8 protein-coding genes are annotated in these 8502 nt (G+C 50.8%); 1 reads left to right on the top strand and 7 read right to left on the bottom strand.

Annotation, left to right across the window (positions count from 1 at the left end):
• Positions 1–108 precede the first annotated feature (108 nt).
• A complete protein-coding gene (locus KDK14_RS08045) occupies positions 109–1143 on the top strand; it encodes a permease (RefSeq protein ID WP_257264569.1) in 1035 nt (344 codons plus the stop codon).
• Positions 1144–1163: 20 nt separating this feature from the next.
• Here the strand turns inward: KDK14_RS08045 and KDK14_RS08040 are convergent, their stop codons facing one another.
• The 7 genes from KDK14_RS08040 to def all read right to left on the bottom strand — a co-directional run bounded on the left by KDK14_RS08040 (position 1164) and on the right by def (position 8339).
• A complete protein-coding gene (locus tag KDK14_RS08040) occupies positions 1164–2615 on the bottom strand; it encodes a TrkH family potassium uptake protein (RefSeq protein WP_257264568.1) in 1452 nt (483 codons plus the stop codon).
• Between the two features lie 512 nt (positions 2616–3127).
• Positions 3128–3754: a hypothetical protein gene (locus tag KDK14_RS08035; protein ID WP_257264567.1), complete on the bottom strand. Its 627-nt coding sequence runs from the start codon at positions 3752–3754 to the stop codon at positions 3128–3130.
• Positions 3755–3894: 140 nt separating this feature from the next.
• Positions 3895–4077 carry a hypothetical protein gene (locus KDK14_RS08030; protein WP_257264566.1) on the bottom strand — a complete coding sequence of 61 codons (183 nt, stop codon included), beginning with the start codon at positions 4075–4077 and terminating at the stop codon, positions 3895–3897.
• 92 nt (positions 4078–4169) lie between these two features.
• Entirely contained in the window at positions 4170–5543 is a 1374-nt protein-coding gene (gene trkA, locus KDK14_RS08025; protein ID WP_257264565.1) for a Trk system potassium transporter TrkA, read from the bottom strand.
• On the bottom strand, positions 5544–6881 hold the full coding sequence (gene rsmB, locus KDK14_RS08020) for a 16S rRNA (cytosine(967)-C(5))-methyltransferase RsmB (protein ID WP_257264564.1): 1338 nt from the start codon (positions 6879–6881) through the stop codon (positions 5544–5546).
• A gap of 1 nt (position 6882) precedes the next feature.
• Positions 6883–7842, bottom strand: coding sequence for a methionyl-tRNA formyltransferase (gene fmt, locus KDK14_RS08015; RefSeq protein WP_306671487.1), 960 nt, complete (start codon positions 7840–7842; stop codon positions 6883–6885).
• Positions 7842–8339, bottom strand: a complete 498-nt coding sequence (gene def / locus KDK14_RS08010) for a peptide deformylase (protein ID WP_257264563.1) — start codon at positions 8337–8339, stop codon at positions 7842–7844. The genes fmt and def overlap by 1 nt, the downstream gene beginning before the upstream one ends.
• Positions 8340–8502 lie beyond the last annotated feature (163 nt).

Here is an 8502-nt window from a genome sequence, read left to right as displayed (position 1 = left end):
CCATCAGTTCCATCAGTTCCATCAGTTCCATCAGTTCCATCAGTTCCATCAGTTCTCCATCAGTTCCATCAGTTCCATCAGTTCCACTGGTACAGGAGATTGTTTTTCATGATTATCATTGATCTTGCCTCCAGTTACGCACTCCTCTTGTGGCACATGTTGTGGCCCATAACCTTTGGCCTTGCCCTGTCTGCCCTGGTCAGAAGCTATATTCCTGCAGACACCATTGTCCGCCGGTTGGGCCGTAATCATCTGGAGAGCGCCAGCCTTTCGGTGACGCTCGGGGCCGTTTCTTCGGTCTGTAATTACGCCACCATTGGTATGGGGCATACCCTCAGGGAAAAAGGGGCCAGCTGGTCAAATACCCTGGCCTATATGATTTCCAGTACTAATATAGGAATTTCAATGCTGGTCGCCATTTATGGTTTTCTTGGCATACTGTTTCTTGAAATCCTGGTGGTGACGGCGTTTGGCTTCATTACTCTGGCCTACCTTATCGCCATCGTCATGAAGATGCCTGAACCGGCTGCGAAGGTTAGCGCAAGCATAGGAGAGAGTGGTCATGGTAACCCATGGGAGAAAGCCTGTTCATTCTTTCGTGATGATCTGAACATGACCCGAAAAGATATATTGGTGGGCTTGCTGGTTGCTTCGTCAGTCAGTGTCCTTATGCCTTCATCATGGTGGCAGCTGCTTTTCTGGAATGCCCGGGAACATGGTTTTCTGGCATGGCTGTGGAATGGAGTGGTCGGCATTATCATTGCCATTCTTACCTTTGGATGTTCGATTGGTAATGTTTCCCTGGCTGCGGTCATGTGGTGGAATGGGGTGTCGCCCGGTGGGGTTATGGCCTTTCTCCTGTCCAGCCTGTTAACCTTTCCCATGCTGCGCATGTCCAGCCAATATTATGGGTTGCCCGTCACCATCAGACAGGCGACGGTATTATTTTCCAGTATTCTGCTCTCCTGCCTGCTGATGGATTATATTCTGGACAGTGCCTCTATTTATCTTGTGCGAAGCAATACCATTGCTGCAAAGTCCGGGGATGGCGCTATCATCACACTGATTCTGAATCTGGTCACAGGAGGCCTTGGTCTACTGATGTATTGGCAGGGAAAAGGAGAAGATGGATGTTCGACATAACCACCTGCTCCTGAATGGCATTAATAACGCCAGAAGGTTGGAGTAAACAACACCAGAAGGGTAAAAATCTCCAGGCGTCCCAGTAGCATGGCAAAGGCAAGAATCCACTTTGCAGCATCGGGCAGGCTCTGGTAACTGAATGCTGCTTCACCGAGCGCTGGTCCGAGATTGTTCAGGCAAGAAGCAATGGTTGAGAATGCCGTAGTAAAATCTAACCCTGTGGCCAGTAGGGCCAGAAAGAAAAGAACAAACATCAGGATGTAAGTAGCGAAGAATCCCCAAACCGCTTCACCCACCCTGGGGCTTACGGGTTTCCCGCCAATTTTGATGGTGAATACTGCATTCGGGTGAACCAGGCGATGAAGTTCTCTTATTCCCTGCTTGGCAATCAGGGCGACCCTGATGACTTTCATGCCACCGGCGGTAGAACCTGCACACCCCCCCATGAAACTGGTAAAAAACAGCAGCAGGGGCAGAAACATTGGCCATGCCGTAAAGCTCGAAGATGAGGTGTAGCCCGTGGTTGTGGCTACGGATACCACTTCAAACAGACCATAGCGGAAGGACCTGGTCAGGGAATAGGTGTCAGAAAGATAGAGCGTGGCCACGGTGATTGCGCCAACAACACCCAGAATGGCCAGAAACCACTTGACTTCCGGATCTTGAATATAGTGGGTTAATGACTTATGTCGCCAGGCGGTAAAATGCAGCGCAAAATTGATGCCGGCAATGAGCATGAAAATGATGGCGACAGCGATAATCATGGGGGAGTTGAAGTGGCCCATACTGCCGTCATAAGTGGAAAAACCGCCGATGGCGATAGTGGTAAAACTGTGGCAGATCGCATCAAACAGGTTCATCCCCGCTAACCAGTAAGCCAGGGCACAGGCGGCAGTCAGGAAAAGATACAGAAACCAGAGCGCCTTGGCGGTCTCGGTAATTCTCGGCGTCAGTTTTGAATCTTTCACTGGCCCGGGGGTCTCTGTTCGATACAGCTGCATACCGCCGATCCCCAGCATCGGCAGAATGGCGACGGCCAGCACGATAATCCCCATGCCACCGAGCCATTGCAGCTGTTGGCGGTAAAATAAAATGGACCGGGGCAGGTGCTCAATACTGGTCAGAATGGTGGCTCCCGTGGTGGTCAAGCCCGACATGGACTCAAACAGTGCGTCGGTAATACTCAGTTCCGGGCTTTCCATCAGGAGAAATGGCAGTGAACCCACGGCCCCCAGGACAATCCAGAACAGTGCAGTAACCAGAAACCCTTCACGGGTGCGCAATTCATCCTTGATGTGCCGGAAAGGGAACCAGAGGAGGACGCCGAGCATGAGTGTCAACAGGAAGGTATAGATGAAAATGGCCATTTCCTGCTCTTGGTAAAGCAGCGCAACAACGATCGGGGGAAGGCTGGAGGTACTGAATAAAATTAACAAAATGCCCAAAATGGGAATAATAACCTGAAACTGCATGGTGCTCCTGCCTCATCCAGTACAAGCAGCACAAGCACCCGGCGATATGGAGAAAGAGATATACTGGGCACTTAAATAACCTGCCATGGTGGATTCTTATAATTGCTATAATAAATTCTGATTTTATGCAGTAGCAGATTACTCCCAAACCATAGGGAAAATAAAGGATGATGGGGTCTTGTTATATAAGAAAGTGGATTAAAAAATATTTTATTTACTTCCTTTAGTAATAAGTTGCAAATATTCTCTTTGTCCTTGTGAGGGGGAACTATTCTCTCTCATTCGCTCAGCAAAGTTTTTTACGTCCAGATGTTTCTGGCAATTTGACCGGAAAGTATGCTTTGCGAGAATTATCATCTTAATGGTTGATTTTGGCAGCGTTGCCTGATTTGTTTCTGTTCCAATCGTCTATTATTGGACAGCCTCCTGGCCCGGATATTTCATAAACGTGCTCCCGATCTTGCTTGTCCCTTGCTGCTCTAAGGGCGTTTTGCTCAGCCAAACTTACTCCCTTATAAAAGGGGGGAAAGGACACGAAACTCAGTTGGAGTTTTGATAATGTGAAAATGTTCTCCAGGACCAGTGATAGCGTGCAAATATGCTCTTTGATGGTCTGAAAGTGAGCTATCGTTTCTCATTCGACAAGCAAAATCTTTTACTGCCTGATGTTCCTTACAATGTACATGGAAAGTAAATTCCGCGGCCGCTTTCGTTGCCTTGATTGAGATCTTTGCCCGGTTTGTTGTTGGTCCAATAACCTTTAGTATTTTCTCAAGATATTTCTCTTCTCCGGTTGCAAAGAAACCTGACCACCAAAAATCAAGCTTGAGGGGGGACACTACAGTACTGTTAAACCATTTGGCCCGTTCAGAACTCCCTTCGAGAATCTCAGAGGCTAGCTCGCCACATTTAGATGATTGAATTGGCCAGTTGTTTTTTTCAGATATCAGGGCGATTGCAAAAGGAAGCTTATGCTTAAGGGATTCTTCTCCCGGGTCGAGACGGTCAAAAATCAGGTCTGCAAGCTTTTCAAACTGGCGAAATTTAGCTTCTGAAGGATCACGATAGAAATTCTCCAACAAGTCAAACAGTTCACACTCAGCCTGTTCAGTATCATTGATGGTAGCCGGATTGCTCATCAACGGTTCTCCACCGCTTGCTGAGCGGGCTGAGCTTTCATTATGGTCTGTTGTCGCCTCAGGCATGGCTGGCAAGAGGCGATGTGTCAGTTCCGGGTTGATGGTGTGACTGACATCTTGTGCTCTTGTGGTTGCGGTAATTAGGTAATTAACTGAACAGGTGTATCTGCTTTAATGGAAGCTTGTGGGCTCACTGTTTCTACAGGCCGACCAGCAGTGGAGCCTCTTTTATTGGGGTCAGTGCTCTGCTGGTCAGTTCCGATACTTGCAGGGCCAAGCGACGTGGCCGCCTTGCTGACCGTTAACGGATTACTTGTGTCCAAGGTTGTTTCCTGTCAATGCTATTTGTGTTTAACATCTTGGACATCAGTGGTCAAAAATAGTTCCCTGTGATGGATAACCACCAGGCAATGGTTTAAAAAAAACCAAGGCCAACCTGGAAGATTTGTTCAAGTTCACGGATTTTGCGTTTGTTGGTCAGGAACAGAATCACATGATCGTCGGACTCTATTCGGGTGGTATCGTGAGCAATCAGTACCTGATCATTACGAACAATAGCGCCAATGGTTGCGCCCTGGGGTAACTCCACTTCCTGAATGGTTTTACCTACCACTTTAGAACTTTGTTCATCACCATGGGCAATCGCTTCGATCGCTTCAGCTGCCCCTCTTCGCAGTGAGTGAACGTTCACTATATCACCGCGCCTGACGTGCTTCAGAAGACTGCCAATGGTGGCCAGCTGTGGAGAAATCGCAATATCAATTTCACCGCCTTGCACCAGATCCACATAAGCAGGGTTGTTGATCAGTGCCATGACCTTGCGGGCACCCAAACGCTTTGCCAGCATGGATGACATCACATTGGCTTCATCGTCATTGGTCAGCGCACAGAAGATATCGGTATCTTCGATATTTTCGCTGATCAGCAGATCTTTATCAGAGGCGTTGCCGCAGAACACCATGGCTCTGGTCAGTGTTTCTGACAGGAACTGGCAACGTTCCATATTGTGCTCAATGATCTTGACCTTGTATTGGTCTTCCGCTGCCTGGGCCAGGCGCAGGCCGATATTGCCACCACCGGCAATGATGATGCGCTTGTAGTCATCATCCAGTCGCTGAAGCTCGCCCATAACGGCCCGGATATCTTCACGGGCGGCAATAAAAAAGACTTCATCATCCACCTCGATCACGGTGTTCCCCTTGGGCATGATGGCATTGCCACGGCGGAAAATGGCCGCTACCCGGGTATCCACATTGGGCATGTGTTCACGGATATAACGAAGCTCGTGACCCACCAGCGGGCCGCCGTAATAAGCCTTCATGGCCACCAGCTGGACACGGCCCTCGGCAAAATCCAGTACCTGAAGGGCGCCCGGACGTTCCAGTAGCCGTTTGATGTAGTTAGTAACCACTTGCTCCGGGCTGATCAGTACATCAATGGGCAGTGCAGCATTGGCAAACAGGCTCTCATTTTTCAGGTAAGCCGCCTGACGGATACGGGCTATTTTGGACGGTGTGTGGAACAGTGTGTAGGCAATCTGACAGGCCACCATATTCACTTCATCACTGTTGGTGACCGCCACCAGCATATCGGCGTCATCGGCCCCGGCCTGTTTCAGCACCCCGGGAAACGATGCCTTGCCCTGGATGGTGCGGATATCAATTTTATCCTGCAGCTCGCGCAGTCGCGTGGCATCGGTATCGACCACGGTAATGTCATTTTCCTCACTGGCCAGGTTTTCTGCCAGTGTGCCACCCACCTGACCGGCACCAAGAATGATGATTTTCATTTAGGCATCCATCTTCACCATCAGGCTGTAAAAAAATCCGTCGCCTTTAGAGCTGCGGGCCACAGCCCCGCCGTTGTCCGGGCAACCGGGAAAAATCTGTTTGCCAAACCCGGTATTGTTACCCCATTGACCGTCAATGGGTAGTAATCTGGCATCCGGCGTATGGGACAAAAAGTGTTCAATTTGCAGATGGTTTTCCCGGGGCATGATGGAGCAAGTGGCATAGAGTAATGTGCCGCCGGGTTTCAGCAGCGGCCAGATAGCCTGCAGGATTTGTTGTTGCACTTGAGCCAGAGCCTCAATATCTTCTGGCTTTCTCAGCAGTTTGATATCCGGATGGCGACGGATAACCCCGGTCCCTGAACAGGGGGCATCCAGAAGAATGTGGTCGTATGGCTTGCCCGGGAACCAGCCGCCGGGATTGGTCGCGTCACCACACAGAACATTGGCGGTCAAACCCAGCCTTTGCAGATTTTCTGCCACTCTTTCCAGGCGAACACTGTCTGCATCCAGGGCATCAACGGTAATTTCCCGGTTCAGTTCCAGTAAATGACAGGTCTTGCCACCCGGCGCACAGCAGGCATCGAGAATATGATCACCGGGTTTCGCCCGGATCAGGGTTGCTGCCAGCTGTGCTGATTCATCCTGAACACTGACAGCCCCCTGATGAAACAGGGGCAGCTGGTCAACGGCACTGGGCCTGCCCAGAGTAATGGCCTGGGGGGCAATTTTGGACTGTTTCGCCGGTAGACAATCATCCAGCAGCTTTTTCAGGTATCGGGGGGGCTTGATCTTTTGTTCATTGACCCGAAGGGTCATGGGCGGAGGCTGATTATTCCCCGCAAGAATAGCTGGATAATCCTCTGGCCAGGCCTGTTTGATGGTATTGATCAGCCATTTCGGGTGCGACCAGCCACAAACCGGGCTGCGTTCTTTCAGGTCCTGCAAATCTTCAAACCGGCGCTGGGCGTTTCTGAGAATGCCATTGACCAGGCCCCTGGCCCAGGCTTTACCCATGGTCCGGGTCGCCTGTACTGTCTCACCAATGGCGGCATGGGGAGGAATGCGGGTAAAGAACAGTTGATAAAGGCCAACCAGAATCAGGTTGTGAATGTCCTGCTCTTTTTCTTTCAGGGGTTTCTCCGTCAAGAACTTGAGCCAGGCATCCAGCCGGTGGTAGTAACGGAGTGTGCCATAGACAAGCTCAGCCAGTAATGGCTGATCTTTTTTGGACAGTTTTTTCTGTAACGGTGGCAGTACACTGCTGAGTGATTCTCCGCGGTTGACCCGGGTAATCACTCGTGCAGCCAACTGCCGAACAGAAGATTGTTTAGCCATATCAGGTAAAAAGCGCCTGACTGAACTGTTTTCCGGTGCTGAACATTGCTTTTTTGCTGTTCAGCAGCTCCTGTACCGACATTGCCCGGCTTCCGGCCAACTGCAGCCTTTTGATGCGAACGGTGCCTTCACGGCAGGCAATATCCAGGCCATCTTTATCAGCCTTGATCAGGGTTCCCGGCGCTGCGGTTGCGGTTTCTTCCAGGGCTACCGCTTCCCAGATACGGATATTCCTGTCATCCAGCGTGGTAATCGCCACAGGCCATGGATTGAATGCCCGAATCTGTCGGTCCAGAGCCTGTGCTGATTTCTGCCAGTCCAGCCGTGCTTCCTCTTTGCTCATCTTGTGGGCGTAGGTCGCCAGGTTGTCATCCTGTTTTTCCGGACGAATATTGCCACAGGCAATACCATCAAGTGACTGAATGAGAGCGGGCTGACCCACTGCAATCAGTCGGTCATGAAGGTCGGACGCGGTATCCGTTGGATGGATGGGGCAAAAGGCTTTGAGCAACATGTCGCCAGTATCCAGTCCGGCGTCCATCTGCATAATAGTAACACCGGATTCAGTATCACCCGCTTCAATCGCTCGCTGAATAGGCGCTGCCCCGCGCCATCTTGGCAAAATGGAGCCATGCACATTAATGCAGCCCAATGTTGGGGTATCGAGAACCTGCTGTGGCAGAATCAACCCGTAGGCAACAACCACAATCAGATCTGCATTCAGGGCCGCAAGTTCCCGCTGCGTGCCTTCATCCCTTAGGAACTTTGGCTGGAAAACGGGAATATTGTGGGCCAGAGCCAAGGATTTGACCGGTGAAGGCATGAGTTTCTGACCACGTCCCGCTGGCCTGTCAGGCTGGCTGTAGACAGCGATAACCCGGTGCTGGCTAGCCAGAATGGCCTTAAGGTGTGCACTGGCGAACTCGGGGGTTCCGGCAAAGATAATTCGAAGGCTTTTCATCAGTGTTTTCTTTTGCCAAGCTTTTTCCGGATACGGTCCTGTTTCAGGCGGGACAGTGTGTCGATAAACAGTTTACCTTCCAGATGATCCAGCTCGTGCTGGACACAGACTGCCGCCAGTCCGTCATAATCCCGGGTGTACTCATTACCATCGCGATCCAGTGCCGTCAGTCTTACTTGCGCGTAGCGATCCAGCAGTTCATAAAAGCCGGGTACTGACAGGCAGCCTTCCTGGAGGTCGGACTTTTCATCGTCGATGGGTTCGTAGCCGGGGTTGATAAGCACCTGGGGCTCATTGCCCTGTTCAGAAAGATCCATCACCACGATGCGCAGGTGAATATCCACCTGGGTTGCCGCCAGGCCGACGCCCCTGGCGTCGTACATGGTCTCGAGCATGTCATCAACGATCCGTCGAATGCCGTCATTGACCTCAGCTACGGGCTTGGCCACCGTACGTAGTCTTTGGTCAGGATATTCAAGTATTTCCAGTAGAGCCATCAGTGATCTCAGGTTGACGCCGTCAGCGAATGATGCCGTCAGCGAATAATGAAGTAGATTAACGTTTTATTATATCTGCAAATTCAGTCTGTACCTAGGAGGCTGTCTGAGAATAGCGCCCGTAGCGAGGACGACAGAAAATTGAGGATAAAAATTCGGTTTT

The organism is Endozoicomonas sp. ONNA2, assembly GCF_024606365.1.
In the GTDB taxonomy this organism is placed as follows: Bacteria; Pseudomonadota; Gammaproteobacteria; order Pseudomonadales; family Endozoicomonadaceae; genus Endozoicomonas.
This window is presented reverse-complemented; position numbering and strand designations above follow the sequence as displayed.

Coding starts and splice junctions, on each gene's coding strand:
- KDK14_RS08045 (WP_257264569.1), top strand. CDS start 109: ATGATTATCATTGATCTTGCCTCCAGTTACGCACTCCTCTTGTGGCAC.
- KDK14_RS08035 (WP_257264567.1), bottom strand. CDS start 3,754: ATGAGCAATCCGGCTACCATCAATGATACTGAACAGGCTGAGTGTGAA.
- KDK14_RS08040 (WP_257264568.1), bottom strand. CDS start 2,615: ATGCAGTTTCAGGTTATTATTCCCATTTTGGGCATTTTGTTAATTTTA.
- fmt (WP_306671487.1), bottom strand. CDS start 7,842: ATGAAAAGCCTTCGAATTATCTTTGCCGGAACCCCCGAGTTCGCCAGT.
- trkA (WP_257264565.1), bottom strand. CDS start 5,543: ATGAAAATCATCATTCTTGGTGCCGGTCAGGTGGGTGGCACACTGGCA.
- def (WP_257264563.1), bottom strand. CDS start 8,339: ATGGCTCTACTGGAAATACTTGAATATCCTGACCAAAGACTACGTACG.
- rsmB (WP_257264564.1), bottom strand. CDS start 6,881: ATGGCTAAACAATCTTCTGTTCGGCAGTTGGCTGCACGAGTGATTACC.